Raw genomic sequence first — 24,093 nt, 5'->3', positions numbered from 1 at the left:
CCATCTTCTTGTCTTTTCGCCGCTGCGAAAAGAGACTCAAACCGCCAAACTAAATGACTGATGCGCCCGCCACGATTTCTGACAACTCGCGTGTAATCGACGCCTGTCTGGCCTTGTTATAGACCAGCTGCAAATTGGATATCAATTCGGCGGCATTGTCGGTGGCATTTCGCATGGCCAGCATGCGGGCAGCCTGCTCACATGCAATATTTTCAATGACCGCGCGGTAAACCTGGGATTCAATGTAACGCGTGAGCAGCCTGTCCAGCAGCTCGGGTGCGTTATCAGGTTCATAAATATAATCCCAGTGATGCTGCAACTCGGTGTCTTCGGATGCGGTCAACGGCAGCACCTGCTGAATGACAGGGTCCTGACGCATGGTGGTTACAAATTCATTGGTGCAGATATACAAGGCATCGATTTTTTTCTCTAGATAGGCATCCAGCATGACGCGTACCACGCCTATCAAGTCTGTCACGCTTGGCGCGTCACCCAGGTCACGCTTATGGGCGAGAACGTTACCGCCTATGCGTTTGAAGAACTGCATGGCCTTGCTGCCAATCAGGCAGAGATCCACTTCTACCTGGTTATCCATTTCCTGCTTGACGGCTTTGATGGTTGATTTCAGAAGATTGCTGTTCAATCCGCCGCACAGTCCCCTGTCCGTGGTGATGACAATATAGCCCGCGCGCTTGATTTCACGCTTTTCCATATAAGGGTGGCGGTATTCTGAGTTCGCCCTGGCGACATGGTTGATGACTTTTAAAATCTCTTTGGCATAAGGTATGGCTTTGGCCATGCGGTCTTGAGTCTTGCGCATTTTGCTGGCCGCCACCATTTCCATCGCTTTGGTGATCTTTTGCGTGTTCTTGATGCTATGGATTTTCAGGCGGATCTCTTTAGCAATAGCCATTTTAGCTTCCCCTTAGTCCCAAGACTGGTTGGCTTTGAATGATTCGAGAATCGTACGCAAGGTATTCACGATTTCATCGTTGTAATCGCCGGATTTGTTGATGCGTTCAACGAATTCGCCGTATTTTGCATGCAAATAGCTAATCAGTTCCTGTTCAAAAATAGCGATACGGTTGACTGGCACGTCATCAAGATAACCCTGGTCTGCGGCAAACAAGACCGTTGCCATTTCAGCGACAGACAAAGGCATGTATTGCTTCTGTTTCATGACTTCAGTAATGCGTTGACCGCGTTCAAGCTGTTTGCGCGTCGCTTCATCCAGATCCGACATGAATTGAGAAAATGCCGCCAATTCACGATACTGCGCCTGGCCGATGCGAATTCCGCCGGCGAGTTTTTTCATGATCTTGGTTTGCGCGGCACCGCCCACACGGGACACGGACAGACCCGCGTTAATGGCAGGACGTATGCCGGAATTAAACAAGTCGGTTTCCAGGAAGATTTGACCATCAGTGATGGAGATGACGTTTGTCGGCACGAACGCAGACACGTCGCCAGCCTGTGTTTCAATAACAGGCAGCGCTGTCAGCGATCCGGTCTTGCCTTTGATCTTGCCGTCAGTCATTTTTTCCACATATTCTGCGTTGACACGGGATGCGCGTTCCAGCAAGCGTGAATGCAGATAAAAAATATCGCCAGGATAAGCTTCACGGCCAGGCGGACGGCGCAGCAGCAGGGAGATTTGACGATAAGCCCATGCCTGCTTGGTAAGATCATCATAAATGATCAGCGCATCTTCACCGCGGTCCCGGAAATATTCACCCATCGCACAGCCGGCATAGGGGGCGATGTATTGCATGGCGGCGGGATCGGAAGCGGTCGCGACGACGATAATGGTATGTTTCAAGGCATTGTGTTCTTCGAGTTTGCGTACCACGGCCGCGATAGAAGAAGCCTTTTGACCGATGGCGACATAAATACATTTTACGCCGGTATCACGCTGATTAATGATGGCGTCTATCGCAATGGCGGTTTTACCGGTCTGGCGGTCGCCTATGATTAATTCACGCTGGCCCCGTCCGATTGGCACCATGGAGTCAATGGCTTTCACGCCTGTCTGCATGGGTTGGGATACAGGCTGGCGGGCGATAACACCCGGAGCTACTTTTTCAATTGGCGAAGACAGCTTGGTCTGGACCGCGCCTTTGCCGTCAATGGGATTGCCTAACGCGTCCACGACGCGTCCCAGCAGCGCTTCACCAACAGGAACTTCAAGAATGCGGCCGGTACATTTTGCTGTCTGGCCTTCAGACAAGTGGTCGGTGCGGCCAAGCACAACAGCACCAACGGAATCACGTTCCAGGTTGAGAGCAAGACCATATGTATGCTCCGCAAACTCGATCATTTCGCCCTGCATGACATCTGCAAGACCGTAAAGACGGACGACCCCGTCTTTCACGCTGACGATGCTGCCTTCAGTGCGAACCTCGGGCTTCAGGTCAAAATGTTCGATACGTTGTTTAATTAATTCGCTGATTTCTGTTGGACTTAATTGCTTGACTTGCATAGTGATCACCTTTATTAGCCTGTTAGACTCTCAAGCAGGCGAGTTAGTTTCCCGCGTATGGAGCCGTCTATAACCCTGTCACCAATGTGAATGATTGCTCCGCCTATCAGTGCCGGATCAACCTCGCATTGCAGCGAGACTTCACGCTGAATTCGTTTTGTCAAAGCCTGGGAAAGCTTGTTCATGAAACTATCCGGTGTTTCAACCGCCGTGATAACACGCACCTTGCTGATTTTTTCCAGCGCAGCGTAGTACAGGTTAAATCCCTCGGCGATTTCCGGAAGCACATTCAACCGCTTGTTCTGGGAAAGCAGCAGCAAAAAGTTCTTTCTTTCCGCATTGATATCCGCAGCCAGGATTTCGTGAAAAAAATCGAATATTCTTGCCGTGGACAATTCAGGATTCCCTAGCAGTCTGACAACGGCGGGCTGCTTCGCAAGACAGGAAGCGGCTTCCAGAAAAGCTTTCCACGCAGGCAATTCCCGGCTTTCCCGCGCGCATTCAAACGCGGCGAGAGCATAAGGCCTTGCAATGCTCGATAAATTTGCCATAGTTAGACCCTACTCTTAAATCTCGGCAGCCAGTTCATTCAACAAATCATTGTGAATGGATGGATCGAGTTTGCGTTGAATGATTTTTTCAGCGCCGGTGACAGCAAGCATCGCCAACTGGGCTTTTAATGCTTCTTTTGCTTGAGCCACTTCACGATCAATTTCGCCTTGCGCCAGTTCCACAATGCGCTGGCTTTCGGATTTGGCATGACTCTTTGCTTCTTCGACAAGTTGCGCCGAGTGCAGGTTTGCCTGCTCGATAATCTGCGAAGCCTGTTGCTTGGCTTCACGAATAATGGAAAAAGCCTTGTGTTCCGCCATTTCCAGTTCGCGCTTGCTTCGTTCCGCAGCTTCAAGACCGGCGGCAATTTTTTTCTCGCGGTCATGCAAGGTCTTGGTAATGGGCGGCCATACATACTTCATGGTAAACCATACCAGGATTGCGAACGTGATAAATTGGCCGATTATGGTGGCGTTAATATCCATCTTTGATCCCCGTGTTTAAGCACCGACGCTCGTTTTTGCCGCTGAAAGAGCATTACGTAAAAATGAGTTTTCAGCAAAGAACAGCAATAGACCCATCACAATAGAAATCGCGGCAAACGCGTCTACCAGACCTGCGACGATAAACATGCGCACCATTAACATGGGACCCAATTCTGGCTGACGGGCAACACCTTCAAGAAACTTGCCGCCTAGCAGACCGAACCCGATGGCGGTACCGAGAGCCGCAAAGCTGATCAGAAGACCTGCTGCGATGACACTATACCCTTGTACCTGGCCGATAATAGATGTGATTTCCATGGAGCCTCCTAACTTGATAAATTAAAAAATAATAATTTTATTAAAAACCGTCTCTGTGCCAATCTTTTAAATACGCTTTTTCCACCGCGGTCGCTTTTATGAACAAAAGGACGGCACTAACTAGTGTGATTCTTGCGCCATGCTGAGATAAATAATTGTCAACATCATGAACAAGAATGCTTGCAGCGTAATAATCAATATATGAAATATCGCCCAGATCGCACCCGGCCCCCACTGAATCCACCAGGGCAGGATGGCGATAAGAATAAAAATCAGTTCGCCGGCGAACATGTTGCCAAAAAGTCGCAATGCCAGCGAAATGGGTTTCACGCATTCTTCAATGACGCGAAATACGAAGTTGATGGGAAAAAGATACGGCCCAAAGGGAAAAGTCAGCATTTCCTTCAAAAAATGCTGTTTCTTTGTGCGCACATTAAAATAAATAATCAACAGAAATACGGTGATGGACATCGCGAACGTGGCATTGGGATCTGCGGTTGGAACGCTTTTGAAATAGGGAACGCCGAATATGCCAAGCACTCTGGGCAGGAAATCCACCGGCAACAAATCCATGGCATTCATGGCAAAGACCCAGATAAAGATGGTCAGCGCCAGTGAAGGAATAAAAGTGGTTTTGTGATGAAAGATTTCATGGACAGTCTTGTCCACATATTCAATCAGCATTTCAGCAAAATTCTGTAATTTGCCTGGCACTTCAGTCATGCGGGTGGCGGCGATGCGTAAAGTGGCCAGCAGCAAAACGCCTATGATCACGGAAACAAGCATGGTGTCGAGGTTTAATGTCCAGAAGCCGCCGCCCTCACCCAGTGTAAAGGTCTTAAGGTTGAGCGATAAATGCTCAAGATGATGTGCAATATATTGTCCAGGGTTCATACCGGCTTCAGTCATCTACCAACTCCTTACCGCCTTAAACTGCTTTTGCATCAATATTTCTAGAAAATAACCAAAAACAAACAATCCAGAACGAAACGATCGCCCCGATATATCCAATGAGCACGGATAATAAACTAACCGGCAAGTATTTCACAATAACTAAAAACAATACGGCACTTAAGGCCAGTTTCACCATTTCACCCACAAAAAAAGCCGCCATGAACAAGGTCATCTGTGACGCGCCGACATAGCGAAAGACCCGCCATACAAAAAAAAGATTAGGCAGACCGTAGGCAAAACCACCCATTAATACTGAAAACCCGCTTACTCTGCCGCTGAGCACCCATGCGGCGAATGCCAGCACCATTACGCCCGCCAGTTGTAAAAAAACGATTCTGTAAGCTTTATCCTGAACTAATTTTTTTAGCTTTCTGGTTGCCATGCGTATTTGTAGAGTCCGGCAAGTTTGCGCGAGTATAATGAACTCTAGCCCCGATGGCAACGGGCTTCGCAGATGTGACCGCGACGCTGCCTGATCAGGTTCTGTTATCAACAGGGTTACCGTGTGATCATCAGCGGGCAGCGTCTGTCAGAATTATCGATGTACTATTCATTTTCCGCTGGAATCTTTTCTGGGAGGCCTTGGCGGCGGCGTAGAGGGTCTTTGCTGGTTTTTTGCCGAGATATCAGCCTGTTTCTTTCGTAGTTCGTCGATCAGGGTCATTGGACCTTTGGCGGCCTGAGAAGCATTGGCAGGGGTTTCCTGAGGGCTGGGTTCATGGGTTTTAGGCTCATGATGCCGGGGCAGAACAGGCGGTGCAAAAGCCGGATATTTTCTTGCTGTCCGCCGTGGTATCTGGGGCGATGTGGCAGTGGCTTCTTCCGAACGGGATGGTTTAGAAGCAGATGCCGTTGGAGCCTGATCCTGAGTGCTTCGGACTATAGGACTGCCCTGACTGGCAAGGGTTTCCGAGAGATTCACTGCGTGTCTTCTTGTCTGATCCCGTTTCAGCTTTCTTGTTTCAACGGCTGCTTCACTCAGAAGACTGTCAGCGGATTGGGTGTCTGCGCTGGTTATCATACTGGATGGTTCAGACTCTTGCTCCAGATTTAACCATGCCGGAAAAGCAAGCGGCTCATTCAGCCGCATGGTGAGAGGCCGGCGCACGTGAGCATGATCTATAGGAACGGCTGGGCGCGCACTGGTCAATTCACTCAGGGGGTCACTCAGACTGGCGAAGACCTCGTGTAGTTTTTCTATATATTGAATGTTTTCGCGTAATATATCCCAGGGTTCGCCGCCCGGAAATTTCTGGCTGACGCGCTTCGCGTTTGATTCCAGTGCGCTTAACATGGAATTCAGACGCAGATATTCGGTCTGGAGCTTTTCCAGAATCTGATCAATCAGCTTTTCATCCTTATGCATTTTATGGCCGCCGGCCAGATGGCGTTCTATATTTCGCTTGGCATCCAGGACAAAAAGTCTGACTTGCTCAATCTCATCATTTAACCGGGACAGATCTTGCTGGATTTCACCCGGCGTCATGGCGCTGCATATCCCGGCTATCTTGATATTATTGCCGCGCATGCTGTTGGTTGTCGTGCTCGATTCTTTCATGATATTCACACAGTCTATGATCAGTGAGGCTTCATTGATACGCTGGGAAATTCCCGGATTGATCAGGGATTCAAAATCAGTGAACAGCGTGCTGGATGTTATCTGCTGATTTCGGGGTTCCGCTTCGAGGGACAGAGCATCATCGATTTTATCGAGGGGCAGCTGGATTTCCATTTTTTTTATTTTGGCGGATTTGTCGGATTCCGGTTCAACCAATGCTCTTTCGACCACGACTACGTCTTTCAAAGAGGCTTTTAATACTTCTTCGTGACGCTTGTAAATCTCCAGTATGGCGTCGCGTTTTTGCACCAAGCCTAGGCGGCTTTTTTGAGCCGCTTCGATTTTTTTCTTCGCAGCGTCAAATTTCTGTTTTTCTTCTTCCCAGGCATGGGTTGCTTTATCATCCTTTTTACTTTTTTCATATTCGGTTTTTGCTTTGAGATACGATTGATACGGTCCTTTTTCGCTGGCAAATTCTTCTTCCAGTTGCCGGATATCTGCTTCAGCGCGGCGGATTTCCTCCTCGGCCATGCTTTTTTCTTCCGCTATTTCTTTCATGATTTGTACCATGGTTTTTCTCAGCAGCATGGCTTGCAAAGGGCTCATATCCTTTGCCTGCCGGATGGTGTCAATACTATTTTGATAAACCTTGATACGCTCCAGACTGGTGATCAGCTGATCACGCGCGGATTGTTCCGCCTGCAATGCAGGCATGTCTTTTTTACGCTGTGCACTGTCAATTTTATCCAGGATGAATGTCAGCGCGGTTCGATATGTTCCATAATATGGAATAATATCGGTACCGGTTCGTGACATCAGCGTGGTGGTAGCATCCGCATTCGCAAGCAGCGGCCGGAAGATTTCAAGAAACCGGACGGCATTCCCTGACAGTCCGTCATTGGTGGCTTTCAACCTGAATACAGGTGTGGAACCCAGCCCCGCCATTATCGCAAAACAGGTATTGAAATCTTTTTCATTAAAACACCGCTGTGCGATATTGATCCAACGCTCCATGATCATGGTGCGTCTGTCTATGTTTTCTTCCGAAACAATACTGCGCGCGACATGCTGTGCCAACATGTTAAAACTGGTCGTCACCATGCGGTGACTGAGAGGTATTCTATAACCATATTTCTGCTTTTTAACTTCAACATTATCCAGATTATCAATCTGGGCATAGATATGCCGGTTCAATACACTAAGTTCTTTCGCGAGCGCGTCCGCGCAGGATGAATAGGCAGACTGATACGCGGCTAGACGACGGGGATCGTGTTTTAACACATCCCTGACTCCCGGTTCACAAACCGCTGCTTCCAGGCGCGCCAGCCTCAGTTCAGGAGGGCCGTCTTGATGCGCGGCAGCAATGGCTTGATCGAGTTTGTCACCAGGTTTGCGAGTATCCATGGTTGCCTCGTCATTTATGCGTATTAACTATATGTATAGTTCAGATTTATTAAATTTGCCTTATGGACGGAATGGCAGAAGCTGTGCGGTGTTTTATCCAAGTAAATGATTATATGAAGCTATTTTTATAATTTGCTGGAGATGACTATCATATTCATCAGTACATCGACTGCCTATCCTGTATTCCCGCTCTTATTTTTAAATGCTTCAGCTTCCATGTTGGCGGACCATTCCTGGATTTATGAACTCCGTGGTATTCTGCCGGGTATCATGGCGGCGGTGCTGGCGGTTGGGATATACTTTGCTGCGGTAAGACGTGATTCAGGTTAATGGTTTTTGTTGTCAGGAGACTTAAATAAAATATGAAGAGCGATGTACTGGTCGTCAATATTCTTGCTTCTATCGTTATTCTACTGGGGATGACAGCTTATTTCATGTTCAAAAACACAGGAGAATCCCGGCGCGCCGATGATTCTGTCACCATTATGGTAAATGAACGGGGTTATCAGCCCTCTCTGATCCAGGTGGCTGCCGGCAAGCCATTGAAGTTGCGCGTTATCCGGGAAAATGCGGAAGCTTGCAAGACATCGATTGAATTCCCGCAATTCAACGCAGCTTACCCATTCATGCTGGATATTCCCATTAATATTTCTTTCCCGCCGCTGGCCAGAGGCACGGTGGATTTTGACTGTCAGGGCAGCGGCAAGCACGGCAGAATCATCATTATTTGAGCGCCTGATCCAGATCCTGTTTTAAATCCTGCAGGTTTTCAATTCCAACCGAGAGACGGATGAAGTTGTCTTTTATCCCCAGCGCAGCCCGCTGCTCGGCAGGCAAGCTGGCATGTGTCATGATCGCGGGATGTTCGATCAGACTTTCCACACCGCCCAGACTTTCTGCCAGAGAAAAAATCTGGCAGCGCTCAAGCATGCGAATGGTATCCGCCAGCCCGCCCTTGATTTCCGCGGAAATCATGCCGCCAAAATACTTCATTTGTTCTTTCGCGAGCTTGTGCTGCGGATGAGAAGGCAAGCCTGGATAAATAACGGTTTCTATCCTGGGGTGAGCCGCAAGCCATTGGGCAAGCTCCATGGCGTTTTCACAATGACGTTCCATGCGCACAACCAGGGTTTTTAATCCCCGCAGCGCGAGAAAACTGTCGAAAGGACTGGCAATTGCGCCGGCAGAATTTTGCAGGAAATGGATTTGTTCAGCCAGCTGTGCATTCTCACCCGTCACAACAATACCGCCAATGATATCCGAGTGGCCGTTCAGATACTTGGTTGCCGAGTGAATGACCAGATCGAACCCGTGTTCCAACGGCCTCTGAATAATCGGGGTGGCAAAAGTATTATCCACTACGGAAACAAGCCGGTGTTTTTTTGCCAGCGCCGCTATCTTGCCCAGGTCCATCAGCTTTAGCATGGGATTGGTCGGTGTTTCCACCCAGATCAGACGTGTCTCGGGCAAAATATGCTTTTCAATGTTTTGAATATCTGTCATGTCCACAAAAGAGACTTTCAATCCCGCCGACCGCTTTCTGACTTTTTCAAAAAGCCTGTAGGTCCCGCCGTAGACATCATCGCAAACGATCACATGATCGCCGGGAGCCAGAATCTCAAGCGTGGTCGCGATGGCGGCCATGCCTGATGCGAACGCAAACCCGTGTTGTCCCGATTCCAGGTCAGCAACGCATTGTTCATAGGCAAAGCGTGTCGGATTTTTGGTACGGGAATATTCGTATCCCTTATGTTTGCCCGGACTTTCTTGCACATAGGTGGAAGTCGCGTAGATGGGTGTCATGATGGCGCCTGTCGCGGGATCAGGCTGTTGTCCCGCGTGAATGGCACGCGTGGCGATATCTTGTGTATGCTTGCTCATGGGTGCGCGTCCGCCTCTTATACTTCAGTTTTTTCTTCAAGAAATCCATGCGCCCGCATCCACTTGTCATCGACAAACTTGGACATGTAATTGCGGATACCGTCAGGCAGAATGACCAGACACTTTTGTCCTTTTTTGAGTGTCTTCGCGGCATGCAGTGCGGCAAAGACCGCGGTGCCTGATGAGCCGCCTACGAGCAGCCCTTCTTCCCGTATCAATCGGCGCGCTGTCAGGAAAGAATCCTTGTCATTGACCTTGATGTATTCATCGACCAGCCTGTTATCGAGTACATCAGGTATGAAGTCATATCCGATGCCCTCGACCAGATACGGATAAACTTCAGTTCCGCCGCCCAGGATAGAGCCGAAGGGATCCACCCCGATTATGCGGATATGCGGCAGTTCTTCTTTCAAACGTTTCGCCACGCCGGTAATCGTGCCGCCGGTTCCTACGCTCATGACCACCATTGCGAGATCGCCGCCCATGTCATCGAGGATTTCCTGGGCGGTGTGTTTATAATGTGCGTCCGGGTTGGACGGGTTGGTGTATTGATTGAGAATGTGAGCGTTGGGCAATTCTTTTTCCAGCCGTTTTGCCAGGGAAATATGACTGTCAGGGTCATTCCATTTGGCTTCCGTAGGCGTGCGGTAAATTTTGGCGCCCAGCGCTTCCAGGATCACTTCTTTTTCGCGGCTCATTTTTTCAGGCATGGTGATGATAATGTTATAGCCTTTTACTGCGCCCGCCAGTGCAAATCCTATCCCGGCGTTTCCCGAAGTTGCTTCAATCAAGGTGTCACCCGGTTTGATCCGGCCCTCTTTTTCAGCCTGACAGACCATTTCCACCGCGATCCTGTCCTTGACGGATCCGCCCGGATTCAGAAACTCGCATTTTGCGTATAATTCGCAGGGCAGATCAGCCGCCAGCCGATTAATTCGGACAACAGGCGTTTTTCCCACGGCTTCTAGGATATTGTGCAGCAGCATAAACTCTCCTTGGATCTAGTACTGATTAACTGGTTGAATCGGGGTTATAGATATAAAAGTTTTCATCGGGATAGGATGAGACATGACAGGTATAAGTGTTTGAATAGGGCGATAAATCGCCGTCTATTGTAATGTACATCGATCTGCCCCTGATAATTCTTCCGTTGCTCTCCAGGTTACAAAAATCATTAATACGGTAATTTTTAAACTTGTTATACCGGGAGCGGTAGGTTTCGATCTGCAGTCTTGAAACGGTGATCAGATAATTTCTGCCAAATGTAAATGCGACCCAGTGATTTCCCCCTTTCCGGATATCGAATAAATACGGGATATTTTGATTGTGGTCAATATCACGAATAATCAATGTCCAGATGGGCTTGCCAATAAATGAATGAAAGCGGGTATAGATCTGGATTGTTTGGCCTAATACTTCTTCATCGGCTTGGGCAAAACTGAAAGGCGCGCAGAGGCACAGCCCCAAAAACATGCTTATGCGAACAAGTAATTTTTTAGCCGGCATCATAGAGTCATATCTTGGTTGATGTATTTATATTATCTCAAAATCTCAGGCAATGTTAGAACTCATTTCAAAAGCTTACAGCCTGTATTCAGAATAATTTATCCGGTATATGGTCGGGAATAAGTGCGATGAAAGACCGTATTTTAATCGTTATAACGAGTATTGTATTTAAATTCTCACTTTGTGCTTAATCAAACGATGGAGGAGTGCTCTGGTTCCGCTTCTTTGCTGCGGGGAGGACAACCCGCCTGTGCGGCGGCGGGTTAATTACTTATGTTTAAACCACTTGAATTCTTCCAGGAACAGGCAAACGGACATGATCAGAAAACCCACAAACCAGATCAATGCCCATTCCGCCATGTTCAGATGCAAAAATTCCCAACCCCGTTGGGTGCATTCCGCGCTTCCGGCGAATATTTTTTGCATGACTTCATTCATGGGCAAGACTTGCATCATGTATTGAATGCTGACACCGCACTCGGTGTTTTCAGCCGAAGGGAAATTTTGCAGCCATACCTGTCTGCCCGCGAGAACAATACCCAGAATGGATGTCAGCGTGCATAAGGAGTTAATGGTCAGCCGCACGCCGCGCCGGGAATGAATCAGTCCTCCCACCAGAAACAGGATGCCAAGTATGGCAAAGGAAATGCGCTGCAGCGTGCAAAGCGGGCATGGCATGATGCCTTCAAAGAATTGAAAATACAGGCTGGTGAGTAATAAAACACTGACGACCGCGAGGCCAAAAAAATAAGATGAACGAATAGTCATAGTCATATTCCAGTATTTCTAGTCAGCCGCCATGAGCCGCGGGCAGTCTCTAATGATCGAGCTTTGCCGCAAACCAGTTTTGGAGGATTAATTGTGCAGCGACTTTGTCAACTTGTCCATCCTGAAGTGCCTTGAATCCGCCCTGGGTAAACAGCCGCTCCCGCGCATCCCGGGTAGTCAGACGCTCATCCATTTCATGTACGGGCAGTTTGCAGCGCTCGCGCAGTAATTCAGCGAACTGACGCGCCTGAGCGCTGATTTTCTGTTCGGTTCCATCCATATTGAGCGGAATGCCCACGACCAGGGCATCGGGCCGCCATCTTTTGATGAGCTTTTCGAGTTCATTCCATTGGGGAAGGCCGTCTTTGGCCTGGAGGGTGGCAACAGGTCTCGCAGTTCTGGTGATGGTTTGACCTACGGCAACACCTATCCGTTTCATGCCAAAATCAAACCCCAAAAGTATTTTGGGTGTGGAAATGTTTTCTGAATTCATTGAGGCACTAAATGTTTTCTAAGTTCCAGGTCTTTCAGTTGGACGAGCAAGGTGGCGGCAAACCACGGTATATACAGCGCAAAGACAATCAGATGGATAAGCGTGGTCCAGATTGTATTGGTGCTGGGTTCGACGAAATATATATGGATATTAATGCGCAGTACATATTTGATGATAATTAATAATGCGAGATAACACAGCCACGGGGTGATCTGAACTGAAAAGACGCGCCACCAGTGATTCCACACCAGCCTGGCGCTGCGCTCCAGAGAGCCTAGCACTCCCCTGTTTTCTATCGCGATCAAGGGAACCAGAAAGATGAACAGCATGGAAATATAGGTAATCAGCAAAAGCTGAATGCTGAAGATGGCCAGTGTGATCATTCCTCCCAGCAAGTGGTTGTAAAAGAGCACTTGATATTTAACCAGTACAAGTTGAATGCCGACCATGGTCAGCATCACGGAAAAAACGATGGCGCTCTCTATCAGAGTCGCGAATACCACATAAAGCAGTTTTTTCAGGCCGACGGATATATCTTCAATCAGGGGTTCGTGCTTGTCACGGATCACGCAATGCATGCGCCAGATAATGCCGACAAAAAACGTCAGGACGACCAGATCCACGGCCAGTATCCAGAGCCGGTGCGGACTCAGCGGCGGCAGGTTAAACAGCCAGTCTTCGCCAATGAAAATGGTCAGAATTCGCGGAATAAACATGGTGAGAGACAACAGAAGGCTTAACAAGATGATTCGAGTGAAACTCGCGCGATATAGTTTGATGCTGGTTTTGATGATCTTGCGGTAAGAACCGGGTTTTGAAGGCAGAAGTGTATCCATACAGATCGTCCTTGGGCTACTGTTAACCTATCATAGCAAGAAAGTTTCGCCAATGCGAAATCCGGCTTTTGTGCCGGTGCTGAATAGGCTGCTGTTCTTAATAAGTTTCATTGGACTGCGACAGTCTTTGATTCTGTCTGCTTCGCTCCAGACGCCACATCCCTGTGGCTAAGGATTTCATCCTGAAATCCAGTCGCTCACTGACAGAATCAAAGACTGTCGCAGTCCAATGAAACTTATGCCACTCTAGCTATATTCCCGGCCTCACATAATGCGGAAAATCTGGCCGCATCAGTGCGCGGAAGCGTCATCCCAGTTGGCACCGCTTCCGAGTGATACCAGCAACGGCACCCGCAGACTGACAGCTTCCGTCATATGACGCCGGATCTGGTCAGCAATCGCCGACAAATCCTTTTCATCCGCTTCGAATACGAGTTCATCATGGACTTGCATGATCATTTTTGCACGAACACCGCTTTCGTTCAGCCAGTGATGGATGCGTATCATGGCCAGCTTGATGATGTCCGCCGCGCTGCCTTGCAGCGGAGCATTAATGGCTGTGCGTTCCGCGGCCTTTTGCCGGGGAATCTGGCTTGCGTGTATATCAGGCAGGTATAAACGGCGCCCCCACAAGGTTTCAACATAACCTTTTTCCCTGGCCATGCTGCGGGTGTTTTCCATATAGGCTTTGACGCGCGGATAACGCGCGAAATACCGGTCTATATAATCCTGGGCGTTCTTACGGTCTATGCCCAGCTGGCGTGTCAGGCCAAATGCCGACATGCCGTAAATCAGCCCAAAGTTAATGGCTTTGGCGTCACGGCGCATTTCGGGGGTCACTGCGTCAAGCGCGACGCCCCAGACTTCGGCGGCGGTGGCCTTATGAATATCCAGGTTATTGGCGAAGGCGTTTAACAGGCTGGGATCTTCGGAAATATGCGCCATCAGTCTTAATTCAATTTGTGAATAATCCGCGCTGATGAGCTGGCAACCGCGCGGCGCGATGAACGCCTGGCGGATGCGCCGTCCTTCAGGTGTGCGTATGGGAATGTTTTGCAGATTGGGCTCGGAAGAAGACAGCCGCCCTGTCGCCGTGCCTGTCTGATTATACGAAGTATGAATGCGTCCGGTGTCAGGATTGATTTGCTCGACGAGGCGGTTTGTGTAAGTGGACATGAGTTTGCTCAGGCTGCGATATTCGATAATCAGCTGCGGCATGGCGTAGTCCAGGGCCAGTTCCTGCAGCACATTATCGGCGGTGGATGCTTGTCCAGTCGGCGTTTTTTGCAGCACGGGCAGTTTCAGTTTCTGAAACAGGACTTCCTGTAATTGCTTGGGCGAATTCAGATTGAATGACATGCCTGCGGCGGTAAACGCTTCCTGTTCCAGTTCCAGCAGGCGTTTCTGTAATTCTCTTCCCTGGGTTTCCAGTTTGACCGGATCAATTAACACGCCGTTGCGTTCGATTTGCGCCAGCACCGGCACCAGCGGCATTTCAATGTGTTCAAAGATATGTTTCAAGCCTGGTTCCGCACTAATGCCCGGCCACAGCGCTTGATGCAGCTGCAAGGTCACATCCGCATCTTCCGCGGCATAGATGCCCGCTTTTTCCACATCGACCTGATTGAAAGTGAGCTGTTTCGCGCCTTTTCCGGCGACATCTTCGAAAGTAATCGTGCGCCAGCCCAGATATTTGAGCGCAAGCGCATCCATACTGTGGTTACTGCCCGTGCTGTCCTTCACGTAAGATTCCAGCATGGTGTCAAACGCGGCTCCGCGCAAGGTCACGCCGGCTTTCGCCAGCACTTCCATGTCATATTTGATGTTCTGACCGATTTTTTTTATCCGTTCGTTTTCCAGCACGGGCTTTAAAGCGGACAGCACCTTGTTCCGCGCAAGCTGTCCGGGCGCGCCGGGATAATCATGACCAAAAGGAACATACGCCGCTTTACCCGGCGCGAGGGCAAACGAGACGCCGACCAAATCCGCGCGCATGTAATCCAGGCTGGTGGTTTCAGTATCAAACGCGAATATTTCAGACCGGCTTAATTGGTTCACCCACTCCAGAAAGACAGTCTCATCCCGTATGATTTCATAACGGGCATATTTGTCACTGTGCGTGTTTTTGGTTTCATCCAGCAATTCCGCTAGCCAGGATTTGAATTCCATTTCCCTGAATAATTCAGTCAGCCGGGCCTTGTCCGCACTGTCAATTTTCAACTGGTCAAATTGAATGGGCAAATCCACATCCAGTTTGATCGTGACCAGGGAGCGGGTCAGCGGTAATTGTTCCAGTGAGGCGCGCAGATTATCGCCAGCCTTGCCGGTAATCTTTTCAGCATGGGCGACGATATTATCCAGCGAGCCGTATTCATTCAGCCATTTCGCCGCGGTTTTGGGGCCTACCTGAGGCACGCCGGGAACGTTATCCGATGTATCGCCCACCAGGGTCAGATAATCGATGATGCGTTCGGGCGGCACGCCGAACTTTTCTTTCACACCCGCGGGATCCAGCGTGGTGTTATTCATGGTGTTAATGAGCGTGATGTGTTTATTCACCAGCTGCGCAAGGTCTTTGTCGCCGGTGGAAATGACACAATCTATTTTGTTGTGCGTCGCGCGGGCCGCGAGTGTGCCAATGACATCATCTGCTTCCACGCCTTCAACCGCGATCAGCGGCAGTCCCATGGCGCGGATAATTTCGTGTATGGGTTCAATCTGCTGCGCCAGTTCGCCCGGCATTTCTGTCCGGGTCGCCTTGTAAGCCGGATACAAGTCATCCCTGAATGTCTTGCCCTTGGTGTCAAACACCACCGCCATGTATTCCGGCTGATAATCCGCTATCAGCCGTTTCAGCATGTTGACCATGCCATATACGGCCCCCGTGGGAAATCCTTTGGAATTCATGAGCGCCGGCAAGGCGTGAAACGCCCGGTATAAATACGAAGAGCCGTCAACGAGAACAAGCGGTTTGTTTTGTGCGGACATAGCGGTTCCTGAGGGTGAAATCAGCCTGAGGATAATGAAAATGGCCGGGAGAGGCAAGAAATGTCTGTACTCATCCTGTCTGGGCAAACCAGGCGGAGACAGTCTTGGAAAATTTCAGTTCCGGCCGGTGAGCATCAGGTAATAAGGCAAGTAAATCAAATAATTACCACGCAAAAGAAAATTTTCAAATCTTATCTATACTTAAAACATATACATAGAAAACCTATAAACGAGGTGGGGTATGGCGCAGACAAGACCAGTACCGGTTCATGTTTCGGATGATGCGGTAGGATCCAAAAAAATGATGCAAGTGTTAGGAGAGTTGATTTATACGGAATACCAATATGTTCAAGATATGAAAGACATGATTGGTTATCTTGAAGAACTCCGCAAAGCGGAGCATCTCGATCAAACCGAGAGAGACTTGATACAAAAATACATTGAGATGGGTCAGGTTCTGGCACAGGGAAGCGTCTTACTCGATAACATACCCGATGCTAAAAGAATTTATGACTTGATTGAAAGGAAATTTGATGAACTGGGAATACCGCCTGATCAGCGCAGGGAAAGAATACAGGACGCACTGAAAGAATTGGCTGAGGACAAAGAGTTAACCAAAACACTCTATGGTGAAGTTGTACAGGCATTTAATAGTGAGGAAGTTAAAGCGTATATCAGATCTTTTGAACCAATTATCGCGACATACAAGGCGTTTGGTGAATTTGTGGAAGAGCTCAGCAAAAAATATCCATTGGAACCCGCTCTGGTGTGGAAATTAAGCGGCAATGAGTCTTATCCTATCAAGCCTACTCAGCGCCTTACCAAGTATCAATTACACGTGGATCAAATTGCGGGCGAGATCCCGATGACACCCGAAGCGAAAAAGGAATTTGAAGCTTTCAGAAATGATCCTATTACGCCTTCTGATAGGGAAGTCTCTGCTAAAAAATCTGAACTGAGAGCGTATACGATAGAAGGCGGTGCGACGGATCAATTATACCATGATACGCGTCAGATCATAGCTGAAGTCAATAATGAAAAAAAATCGGCGACAGCGCAGGATATCAGAGTATATTTCTTCATGAAAGAAATGGTAAGCCGGTTTCAGGCATGGGAAGCCGAGTACCCTGAATATAAGGATTATTTCCAGGGAAAATACGAAGCCATCGCAGCGCTTAAAAAAGAATATCAGGCTTTACAAGTACCCACACTAGACCAAATCAAACAGAGAGCCTTGCTGTCTCCGGAACATCTACTGTCACCAAACGAACAACTGCTTAAGGAAGCTTTGCGCAAGCAAGGCGAAATTTCAGAAAAACTGAAAGATGATCCGGAAAATAAAAAATATTTGAAAGTGCAAAGCGAAGTGAGTGCAGTGATAGGCGCTCTCGCGAAACTTGTCAGCAATGAAGCCACTTCTGCCCAGCTTGCGTCACTGGAAGAAATATTCAATAAACTGGTTACGCTGCAGGATGCTGATCGACCACTCTTTTCGCCGGAAGAAGTGCAAGCTATTCAGGTTCCATTCGATCAAACCAGAAGATCATTGACCAATGATCACGAGTCCGCACAATTGATGTATGTGACGGCGGCCAGAGATATGGAAAGAACCGGCGAGAAAATGTTGGGAAGAAAGGAGAGAAAGTCGTTTCTTGACACCACCATTACTTCCATCATAAAAGCAGGCACTTTTGAGGAATTTGATGTTGTTGCACATATGCGGGAAATGGTCTCCAGGGAAAACAAGCAGATTTTTGATATAGGATCCCGGGTTAGTACTGTGTTGCATACGCCAGAAAAGGATAATTCCATAGTGGCACAGCTTCAGATTTTGAAAGACGGCAAAAGCCAGCAGATTGAAGGACTGGTTTATAACAAATGGATGCAATTTAAAACTATCGTGCCCCGGACCGGAACCTGGAGTCAGTCATATCATAATGCTTTGCGGTCACATCCGCCATTCATGGAAAAAGTTGATAAAATGACCAAGGCGGTGGAAGATTGCATCATTTTACAGTCTCAACTCAAGCGATTGGAAGAATTGCGCAATGCCTTGTCTGTCACGACCGGGAACAAAAACTCTTTGCTTGAGAATTACCGCAAAAGTTCAAAAGTCAAATCACAATTACAAGAGTATATCGACCAAAAGTCACAAGACGATGCGATGAATATTGTCAAGCGAGCTAATCCTGATTTATCGGAAGACAGTAAGAAATTCAAAAAATTACTTAAAAAGGAAACCAAGGCTCAACGAGAAAAAATAAAAAAATCGGTTGACAAAACACTGGCGGATCTTGGAGATGATAGACAGGAATCGGCTTTATTCGTTTTGATTGCTCAGCAGGAAAAAGAATTGAGTGCGCGCCTTGAAAATACCAAACGAGCAATCCGGGATATGGATCAAGAGTTGAATCAAATCGCGCGCGCGCGTGTCAGTGATCCTGGCATTTCAAGCGAGGGCAAGGTTCTGGATCCCAAAGAAAAAACGGATCTCTTGTTTGAAAATGTCAAATCAGAACTCAATCAGATTAAAAAAGAACTGGAGACTGATCTCAATAATTATAAGCTGGCTAAGGATAAGAAAGATGTTAAGCAGCGCGATAGTATAATTGCCCAAATTGATAAGATTGATGCCTTGCTAAAGGGCATGGATAAGATACAAGCCAATGATGATTTAGGCGCACGCGAAAAAATGAAACAGCTCAAGAATGAAATTATCGCGGCCAAACTGAATGATTCACCCAAGCTGAAGGATGTCGATAAGGGATTTCAGGCTTGTTACAATGGAATGAAACAGGATTTCAAGCAACAGTGTTATGCCGTAGACAAGGAATTATCCCGCATATCCAGACAGCCCAAATTTGATACCAAGAAAATGGATCCGGTAGACGCGCTGTGGGCTCAAATCAACAGCAAGAAAGGTTTATATCATCAAAACGTGGAACAGCTGGATTTAAGACAAGAACTGGTAAAGGAAAAGGCGCATGCAACAAACAAGGACTTACGTACGGCATACGCCACTGCAGAGAAGCAGTTAGGCGCTTTGTTACACTCTGTTAAACTCATCAAGGAAGATGAACACAAATACAAAAATGAGTCTGAACGCTTGAATGATTGTTTATCTAAAATCAACGGGCTGTTGAAACTTCAAAAGGAAGGCAAGGTTACCCTGCCGCGGGATGCGGTTGATTTTCTGAAAGACATAGCGAAGACGACTGAACGGGCCATGAAAACCGCGCTGAATGAAGAGAAAAAGCAACAGAAAGTCGCAGAAAAAATGGCGGCAAAGCAACAAAAAATAGAAGCAAAAGGAGGAGTGTCACGCTCTTCACTCTGGCACAACCCGATGGCAACAAGGACAGCTCCAAAAACGGCTCCAAAACAACCTTCTGACACAGCCAAAAAAGAGGAAGAAAAGGTAACTACATCAGGCTATCGCCGAGGAAGCGGGGGGGGATTCAACTCATAGATTCGCTGACCAGGTAAGCTATGCTGTTTTTCCAGGCGCTGATGTCGAGACCATGGATTTTTCTGCATCCCGCTCGCACTATTCACTTAATCGGCTATAATAGATCCTGACTAACAGGGAGGTGTCAGTATGTTGATACGTTTTATCGCCATCTTATTTGGTATCGGATTTATCTTCGCCGGCGTGGCCGGATTCATGCCCGCTTTTACCACTAACGGGGCTTTGCTGGGAATTTTCGAAGTCGACACCATGCATAATATTGTGCATATTGTGAGCGGTGTCATCGCCATCATGGCTGCGACCAGTTTACGGTTTGCGCGGCTTTATTTTCTTGTGTTTGGCGCCATTTATACCATAGTCGCGATCGTGGGCTTTGCGCGCAATGGCGATCTCTTTATGATGCACGTCAATATGGCGGATAATTTTTTACATCTGGCTATTGGTGTGCTTTCCCTCTTTTTGGGGTATTATGCCAGCAAAAAACAAGCTGAAGCCTGAAGCAGTCAGGCACAGGGCCGCCTTGCCGCGGCCCTGGGATCTGTATCCCTTGTTTTGTGTGCCTGGATAGTGTAGTTATTCCTATCCGAATAACCGTGTGAACTTAACCCTGCAGTGATGTCTTGCCGCCTTTCTGGACGGCACGGTGAAATATTTCGTCAGCATCACTCGCATTCATCATGAATTAATGGAGAGCAGCGCTTGTGGGCGTGTCACTTTGGGAAAAATGTCTGAATTCTCTGGAGAGCGAGTTTCCATCCCAGCAATTCAATACCTGGATACGGCCGTTACAGGCGGAGCACGCTGACGGCAGATTGGTGCTGCTCGCGCCAAACCGCTTTGTACTGGACTGGATTGTAGAGCGCTTTTTGACCCGTATTAATGAACTGGTGGCCCAGTTCAGCGAGGATTCCCCGCCTTCCGTGTCACTTGAGATTGGCAGCAAGCGCAATGAATTGCAAAAGCGCGCGGAGGCCCAGGCACCCGCTCCCGCCGCGCCCATCAATGCCAAAACAGCTTTTGCTTATACGGACACCAGGACTTACCAAAGCAATCTGAACCCTAATTTCACTTTTGACAATTTTGTCGAGGGTAAGTCCAACCAGCTGGCCAAGGCAGCGTCCCTGCAGGTGGCCGGCAACCCTGCGGTGGCTTACAATCCCTTGTTTCTCTATGGCGGTGTGGGCCTGGGCAAGACGCATTTAATGCACGCGATAGGCAACCAGATCATACGCGACAACCCCAAGGCCAGGGTCTTGTACCTGCATTCCGAACGTTTCGTGGCGGACATGGTCAAAGCCTTGCAAACCAACGCCATGAATGAATTCAAGCGCTATTACCGCAATGTGGATGCGCTGCTGATTGACGATATACAGTTTTTTGCCGGCAAAGATCGAACCCAGGAAGAGTTTTTCCATACTTTCAATGCCTTGCTGGAAAGCCAACAACAAGTTATCCTGACTTGCGACCGTTATCCCAAGGAAATCAATGGCGTGGAAGAACGCCTGAAGTCACGGTTTGGCTGGGGACTGACCGTCGCTGTTGAGCCGCCCGAACTGGAAACCCGTGTTGCGATTCTCATGAGCAAGGCGGAACAGACAAACATCAATCTGCCTTATGAAGTGGCTTTTTTTGTTGCCAAACGGATACGATCCAATGTGCGCGAACTGGAAGGCGCGCTGAAACGCATCATTGCAAATGCCCATTTCACTGGCAAGGCAATCACGCTAGAATTTGTCAAGGAAGCATTGCGCGACTTGCTCGCGCTGCAGGACAAGCTGGTGACGATTGAAAACATCCAGCGTACAGTGGCAGAGTATTACAAGATCAAGGTGGCTGACGTTTTATCCAAGCGGCGCAACCGTTCGGTGGCAAGGCCGCGTCAGATCGCCATGGCTCTGGCCAAGGAATTGACCAATCACAGTCTGCCGGAAATCGGCGATGCGTTTGGAGGCAGAGATCATACAACGGTATTGCATGCCTGCCGCATGATCACGGAATTGAGGCAGTCAGACGCGGATATCGAAGAAGACTACACCAACTTGCTGAGAATTTTAACCACCTAAGCTAAGAGAGTAACGCCATGGATATCGTTGTTCAACGTGAAGCACTGTTAAAACCACTGCAGGCGGTCAGCGGGGTTGTGGAAAGAAAACAGACCCTTCCCATTTTGTCCAATGTCTTGTTGACTATCAGAGACGGCCGTTTGTTGTTGACGGGAACAGACTTGGAAATTGAACTGGTCGGCTTTGTGCGCATAGAAAACCAGTCTGCTGACGGTGTCGCGACGGTTTCGGCGCGCAAGTTATTTGATATTTGCCGTACCCTGCCTGAAGGCAGCGCCTTGCGTCTGTCACTGGAGAAGAATTATCTGGTGGTGCGCGCCGGGGAAAGCTGTTTCATGTTGAATACACTGCCAGCGCAGGATTTTCCCAGTCTGGAAGACAGCCAGTACGCATCGGAATTTACCATCAGGCAAAACAGTCTCAAGAACCTGCTGACCAAAACGTATTTTGCCATGGGCCAGCAGGATGTACGCCATTATCTGAATGGCGCGTTTCTCGATATTGGCCAGCAATCCATCAAGTGTGTGGCGGCCGATGGTCACCGCCTTGCCCTCTCTTCTCTTCATGATGAAGCCATAGGCAATGTCGAGGCGCGCATCATCCTGCCGCGTAAAAGCGTGCTGGAATTGATACGCTTGCTGGGCGGCGATATGGATAGCGATATCACGCTGCATATAGGGGAAAACCGGGCCCGGTTCGTCACGCCAGACTTTATATTCACCACAAAACTAATTAATGCGCAATATCCAGACTATAACAGGCTTATCCCTAAAGGTACCACGACTGCACTGGGTGATCGCGAATCCATTAAGCAGGCCTTGACCCGTGCTTCCATTCTTTCCAATGAAAAATTCCGTGGCGTCAGGTTCCAACTCGAGCCCAGCAAGCTGCGTATCACGGCCAATAATTCTGATCAGGAGCACGCTGAGGAAGCCGTGACACTGGAATACGCCGGTAATAACATGGAAATCGGCTTTAACGTGGCTTATTTACTGGATGTTGTGTCTGCGATCACCACCAAGGCCATACGATGTGTTTTTACCAGCCCGAATGACGGCGTACTCATAGAGCCTGCGGAAGGCGATCACAGCCTATATGTCGTCATGCCCATGCGCTTATAAGCTCTTGCTGCTGCTTTTGCTGCCGGGTCACCGTTACCAGGAGATACCGGCATGACTATCGCGTTGTTACGCATCACTAATTTCCGTAACCTGGAAGCGGTTGATTTGGTGCCTTGTCATGCAGGTCTGAATGTCATTTGCGGTAATAACGGCAGCGGCAAGACCAGCCTGCTAGAGGCCATTTACTGCTTAGGTTTGGGACGTTCCTTTCGCACCTCAACCGGCGCACGGCTGATACGCCAGGAGGCTGATAAATTTTCTATTTTTTCTCATATAGTTAGCGAAATGCAGCGGCAAGTGCCCGTGGGGATAGAGCGGGATATTCACGGAACGACCCGGTTGCGGGTGGCAGAAAGAGATGCATCTGGCATTATGGAGCTGGCTGCATATTTGCCAATCCGGCTTATTAATTCCCAATCCCACAATTTATTCGAATCCGGCCCGGCTTTTCGACGGAAATTTCTGGATTGGGGTTTGTTTTATCAATCAGATAGCTTTATTACCTGTTGGCGTCAATTTGAACGCGTTATCAAGCAGAGAAATGTTCTTTTGCGAGACAGACGCCCCCGTAGCGAGCTGGATGCCTGGTCGGATGAGTTGGCCCGGCACGCCATGGTACTTGACGAGCTACGGCGGAGATATGTGAATCATCTTATGCCCCTGGTTTCCGAGTTGGCGCAGGAATTGCTGGCTATGTCTACATTGGCATTTGCGTATCAACCCGGCTGGCGCGAAGACAGAGATTATCTTGAGATTTTGAAAGAGGGATATCTGGAGGAAATTCGCGCAGGCCATACCTTGCATGGGCCGCACCGGGCTGATTTGGATATCACCATTGATGGGATCCCAGTGAAGCATTTTTTATCCAGAGGACAGCAAAAATTACTGATTTGTGCTATGATAATTGCCCAGGGTAAGTTGTTAGCGGAGCAGGCAAATAAGAGCATTATTTACCTGGTAGATGACCTGCCTGCCGAGCTGGATTTACCAAGCAGGCAGAAGCTGATTACGCTGCTCTCCAGACAGCATACACAGATTTTTGTCACAGCAATAGAAAGAGAGACCATTGAAACCATAATGGGCGACAGATTAGCGGTGCCTATAAAAGTGTTCCACGTGAAACATGGTAGTGTCACTGACTTGACAATGAGCCAGTCCTGATTGGGTAACAAAAGGCGCTGTGCTGAAGGTGCTGCGTTAAAATATGACTTAGGAGTA

Annotated in this window: 21 protein-coding genes; 6 read left to right on the top strand and 15 right to left on the bottom strand. The window is 48.5% G+C overall.

The annotated features are described in order from the left end of the window. Nucleotides 1-49: 49 nt before the first annotated feature. The 8 genes from atpG to AQULUS_RS10985 form a co-directional block, all read right to left on the bottom strand. Nucleotides 50-913, bottom strand: coding sequence for a F0F1 ATP synthase subunit gamma (atpG, locus tag AQULUS_RS11020; RefSeq protein WP_148340194.1), 864 nt, complete (start codon nt 911-913; stop codon nt 50-52). Between the two features lie 12 nt (nt 914-925). Then, nucleotides 926-2,479: a F0F1 ATP synthase subunit alpha gene (atpA, locus tag AQULUS_RS11015; protein ID WP_148340193.1), complete on the bottom strand. Its 1,554-nt coding sequence runs from the start codon at nt 2,477-2,479 to the stop codon at nt 926-928. A gap of 14 nt (nt 2,480-2,493) precedes the next feature. Further along, nucleotides 2,494-3,030, bottom strand: a complete 537-nt coding sequence (locus AQULUS_RS11010; protein WP_148340192.1) for a F0F1 ATP synthase subunit delta — start codon at nt 3,028-3,030, stop codon at nt 2,494-2,496. 15 nt (nt 3,031-3,045) lie between these two features. Continuing rightward, nucleotides 3,046-3,516 carry a F0F1 ATP synthase subunit B gene (locus AQULUS_RS11005; RefSeq protein WP_148340191.1) on the bottom strand — a complete coding sequence of 157 codons (471 nt, stop codon included), beginning with the start codon at nt 3,514-3,516 and terminating at the stop codon, nt 3,046-3,048. A gap of 15 nt (nt 3,517-3,531) precedes the next feature. Continuing rightward, complete coding sequence (gene atpE / locus AQULUS_RS11000; protein ID WP_148340190.1) at nt 3,532-3,834, bottom strand: F0F1 ATP synthase subunit C; 303 nt, start codon at nt 3,832-3,834, stop codon at nt 3,532-3,534. 120 nt (nt 3,835-3,954) lie between these two features. After that, on the bottom strand, nt 3,955-4,743 hold the full coding sequence (atpB, locus tag AQULUS_RS10995) for a F0F1 ATP synthase subunit A (RefSeq protein WP_148340189.1): 789 nt from the start codon (nt 4,741-4,743) through the stop codon (nt 3,955-3,957). Between the two features lie 19 nt (nt 4,744-4,762). Next, complete coding sequence (locus tag AQULUS_RS10990) at nt 4,763-5,170, bottom strand: ATP synthase subunit I (RefSeq protein WP_148340188.1); 408 nt, start codon at nt 5,168-5,170, stop codon at nt 4,763-4,765. A 168-nt stretch (nt 5,171-5,338) separates the two neighbouring features. Next, nucleotides 5,339-7,750: a RasGEF domain-containing protein gene (locus tag AQULUS_RS10985; RefSeq protein WP_148340187.1), complete on the bottom strand. Its 2,412-nt coding sequence runs from the start codon at nt 7,748-7,750 to the stop codon at nt 5,339-5,341. Nucleotides 7,751-8,112: 362 nt separating this feature from the next. On the opposite strand from AQULUS_RS10985, the gene AQULUS_RS10980 reads away from it, so the two are divergent. Beyond that, the gene (locus AQULUS_RS10980) at nt 8,113-8,481 is read left to right on the top strand and encodes a cupredoxin domain-containing protein (RefSeq protein WP_148340186.1); all 369 of its coding nucleotides are present in this window, start codon (nt 8,113-8,115) and stop codon (nt 8,479-8,481) included. Here the strand turns inward: AQULUS_RS10980 and AQULUS_RS10975 are convergent. From AQULUS_RS10975 to polA, 7 genes are all read right to left on the bottom strand, one after another. Next, nucleotides 8,474-9,631, bottom strand: a complete 1,158-nt coding sequence (locus AQULUS_RS10975) for a cystathionine gamma-synthase (RefSeq protein ID WP_148340185.1) — start codon at nt 9,629-9,631, stop codon at nt 8,474-8,476. The two genes, AQULUS_RS10980 and AQULUS_RS10975, sit on opposite strands and share 8 nt — an antisense overlap. A 17-nt stretch (nt 9,632-9,648) precedes the next feature. Further along, a complete protein-coding gene (locus AQULUS_RS10970; RefSeq protein ID WP_148340184.1) occupies nt 9,649-10,617 on the bottom strand; it encodes a pyridoxal-phosphate dependent enzyme in 969 nt (322 codons plus the stop codon). Nucleotides 10,618-10,642: 25 nt separating this feature from the next. Next, complete coding sequence (locus tag AQULUS_RS10965; protein WP_148340183.1) at nt 10,643-11,140, bottom strand: hypothetical protein; 498 nt, start codon at nt 11,138-11,140, stop codon at nt 10,643-10,645. A 264-nt stretch (nt 11,141-11,404) separates the two neighbouring features. Beyond that, nucleotides 11,405-11,905, bottom strand: coding sequence for a disulfide bond formation protein B (locus tag AQULUS_RS10960; protein ID WP_172622842.1), 501 nt, complete (start codon nt 11,903-11,905; stop codon nt 11,405-11,407). 49 nt (nt 11,906-11,954) lie between these two features. Continuing rightward, nucleotides 11,955-12,398, bottom strand: coding sequence for a Holliday junction resolvase RuvX (ruvX, locus tag AQULUS_RS10955; protein ID WP_148340181.1), 444 nt, complete (start codon nt 12,396-12,398; stop codon nt 11,955-11,957). Next, nucleotides 12,395-13,234 carry a hypothetical protein gene (locus AQULUS_RS10950; RefSeq protein ID WP_148340180.1) on the bottom strand — a complete coding sequence of 280 codons (840 nt, stop codon included), beginning with the start codon at nt 13,232-13,234 and terminating at the stop codon, nt 12,395-12,397. The genes ruvX and AQULUS_RS10950 overlap by 4 nt, the downstream gene beginning before the upstream one ends. A 291-nt stretch (nt 13,235-13,525) precedes the next feature. Further along, on the bottom strand, nt 13,526-16,222 hold the full coding sequence (gene polA / locus AQULUS_RS10945) for a DNA polymerase I (RefSeq protein ID WP_148340179.1): 2,697 nt from the start codon (nt 16,220-16,222) through the stop codon (nt 13,526-13,528). Between the two features lie 241 nt (nt 16,223-16,463). On the opposite strand from polA, the gene AQULUS_RS10940 reads away from it, so the two are divergent. The 5 genes from AQULUS_RS10940 (at nt 16,464) to recF (ending at nt 24,036) form a co-directional block, all read left to right on the top strand. After that, nucleotides 16,464-19,691: a RhoGEF domain-containing protein gene (locus AQULUS_RS10940; protein ID WP_148340178.1), complete on the top strand. Its 3,228-nt coding sequence runs from the start codon at nt 16,464-16,466 to the stop codon at nt 19,689-19,691. Between the two features lie 129 nt (nt 19,692-19,820). Next, the gene (locus AQULUS_RS10935; protein ID WP_148340177.1) at nt 19,821-20,189 is read left to right on the top strand and encodes a DUF4383 domain-containing protein; all 369 of its coding nucleotides are present in this window, start codon (nt 19,821-19,823) and stop codon (nt 20,187-20,189) included. 203 nt (nt 20,190-20,392) lie between these two features. Beyond that, entirely contained in the window at nt 20,393-21,754 is a 1,362-nt protein-coding gene (dnaA, locus tag AQULUS_RS10930; RefSeq protein WP_148340176.1) for a chromosomal replication initiator protein DnaA, read from the top strand. A gap of 17 nt (nt 21,755-21,771) precedes the next feature. After that, entirely contained in the window at nt 21,772-22,875 is a 1,104-nt protein-coding gene (gene dnaN, locus AQULUS_RS10925) for a DNA polymerase III subunit beta (RefSeq protein ID WP_148340175.1), read from the top strand. Between the two features lie 51 nt (nt 22,876-22,926). Further along, the gene (gene recF, locus AQULUS_RS10920) at nt 22,927-24,036 is read left to right on the top strand and encodes a DNA replication/repair protein RecF (RefSeq protein ID WP_148340174.1); all 1,110 of its coding nucleotides are present in this window, start codon (nt 22,927-22,929) and stop codon (nt 24,034-24,036) included. Nucleotides 24,037-24,093: the final 57 nt, after the last annotated feature.

Origin of the sequence: Aquicella siphonis, from assembly GCF_902459485.1 — a bacterium.
In the GTDB taxonomy this organism is placed as follows: Bacteria; Pseudomonadota; Gammaproteobacteria; order DSM-16500; family DSM-16500; genus Aquicella; species Aquicella siphonis.
This window is presented reverse-complemented; position numbering and strand designations above follow the sequence as displayed.

What these genes read in the sequence shown, in the direction of transcription:
- AQULUS_RS10960 (WP_172622842.1), bottom strand. Translation starts at nt 11,905, where the DNA reads ATGACTATTCGTTCATCTTATTTTTTTGGCCTCGCGGTCGTCAGTGTT.
- AQULUS_RS10970 (WP_148340184.1), bottom strand. Translation starts at nt 10,617, where the DNA reads ATGCTGCTGCACAATATCCTAGAAGCCGTGGGAAAAACGCCTGTTGTC.
- dnaN (WP_148340175.1), top strand. Translation starts at nt 21,772, where the DNA reads ATGGATATCGTTGTTCAACGTGAAGCACTGTTAAAACCACTGCAGGCG.
- AQULUS_RS11005 (WP_148340191.1), bottom strand. Translation starts at nt 3,516, where the DNA reads ATGGATATTAACGCCACCATAATCGGCCAATTTATCACGTTCGCAATC.
- AQULUS_RS10950 (WP_148340180.1), bottom strand. Translation starts at nt 13,234, where the DNA reads ATGGATACACTTCTGCCTTCAAAACCCGGTTCTTACCGCAAGATCATC.
- atpB (WP_148340189.1), bottom strand. Translation starts at nt 4,743, where the DNA reads ATGACTGAAGCCGGTATGAACCCTGGACAATATATTGCACATCATCTT.
- AQULUS_RS10980 (WP_148340186.1), top strand. Translation starts at nt 8,113, where the DNA reads ATGAAGAGCGATGTACTGGTCGTCAATATTCTTGCTTCTATCGTTATT.
- atpA (WP_148340193.1), bottom strand. Translation starts at nt 2,479, where the DNA reads ATGCAAGTCAAGCAATTAAGTCCAACAGAAATCAGCGAATTAATTAAA.
- AQULUS_RS10935 (WP_148340177.1), top strand. Translation starts at nt 19,821, where the DNA reads ATGTTGATACGTTTTATCGCCATCTTATTTGGTATCGGATTTATCTTC.
- AQULUS_RS10990 (WP_148340188.1), bottom strand. Translation starts at nt 5,170, where the DNA reads ATGGCAACCAGAAAGCTAAAAAAATTAGTTCAGGATAAAGCTTACAGA.
- recF (WP_148340174.1), top strand. Translation starts at nt 22,927, where the DNA reads ATGACTATCGCGTTGTTACGCATCACTAATTTCCGTAACCTGGAAGCG.
- AQULUS_RS10940 (WP_148340178.1), top strand. Translation starts at nt 16,464, where the DNA reads ATGGCGCAGACAAGACCAGTACCGGTTCATGTTTCGGATGATGCGGTA.
- polA (WP_148340179.1), bottom strand. Translation starts at nt 16,222, where the DNA reads ATGTCCGCACAAAACAAACCGCTTGTTCTCGTTGACGGCTCTTCGTAT.
- ruvX (WP_148340181.1), bottom strand. Translation starts at nt 12,398, where the DNA reads ATGAATTCAGAAAACATTTCCACACCCAAAATACTTTTGGGGTTTGAT.
- AQULUS_RS10975 (WP_148340185.1), bottom strand. Translation starts at nt 9,631, where the DNA reads ATGAGCAAGCATACACAAGATATCGCCACGCGTGCCATTCACGCGGGA.
- atpE (WP_148340190.1), bottom strand. Translation starts at nt 3,834, where the DNA reads ATGGAAATCACATCTATTATCGGCCAGGTACAAGGGTATAGTGTCATC.
- AQULUS_RS11010 (WP_148340192.1), bottom strand. Translation starts at nt 3,030, where the DNA reads ATGGCAAATTTATCGAGCATTGCAAGGCCTTATGCTCTCGCCGCGTTT.
- AQULUS_RS10985 (WP_148340187.1), bottom strand. Translation starts at nt 7,750, where the DNA reads ATGGATACTCGCAAACCTGGTGACAAACTCGATCAAGCCATTGCTGCC.
- AQULUS_RS10965 (WP_148340183.1), bottom strand. Translation starts at nt 11,140, where the DNA reads ATGATGCCGGCTAAAAAATTACTTGTTCGCATAAGCATGTTTTTGGGG.
- atpG (WP_148340194.1), bottom strand. Translation starts at nt 913, where the DNA reads ATGGCTATTGCTAAAGAGATCCGCCTGAAAATCCATAGCATCAAGAAC.